The 559-nt window shown below is 50.6% G+C and carries 1 pseudogene; it reads left to right on the forward strand.

Annotated elements, in window-relative coordinates:
• Positions 1-559 (forward strand): annotated as a pseudogene (locus ACWHAR_RS30565) (FdhF/YdeP family oxidoreductase); the annotation flags it as partial.

Consider the following 559-nt stretch of genomic DNA (forward strand, 5'->3'; position numbering starts at 1 on the left):
AAGTGAGAGTCCATCAGGACATCATCTTCAATACCTCTACCCTGGTCGATGCCAAAGAGGAAGTCATCATTCTCCCTGCGATGACAAGGTATGAACAGCCTGGCGGAGGAACCTCGACCAGTACGGAACGGATGGTATACTTCAGCCCCGAAATTAAAGGACCGCGCATCGGAGAAGCCCGTTCAGAATGGGAAATTTATGTAGATCTCGCCAAACGGGTCCGGCCCGAAGACAAAGAACTGATCCATTTTGACGGCGCTGCGGAAATCCGTGAAGAAATCGCTGCTGCCAACCGGAATTATGACGGGATTCAGCATTTAAAAAAACGCGGAGATGTCTTTCAATGGGGCGGCGCCTGGCTTTGTGAAGGCGGTGTTTGTCCGACGGCAGACGGCAGGGGCAACCTGATCCCTGTCGATCTTCCTGAAAACAGACAAACGGAAGGACGCTTTCTCGTTACGACAAGGCGCGGAAAACAGTTCAACTCGATGATTTATAGTGAAAAAGATCCTTTCAACGCTGCAGATCGCCGGGATGTCATGATCAATCCAAAAGATGC

It is taken from the genome of Bacillus sp. LR--39 (assembly GCF_053613335.1).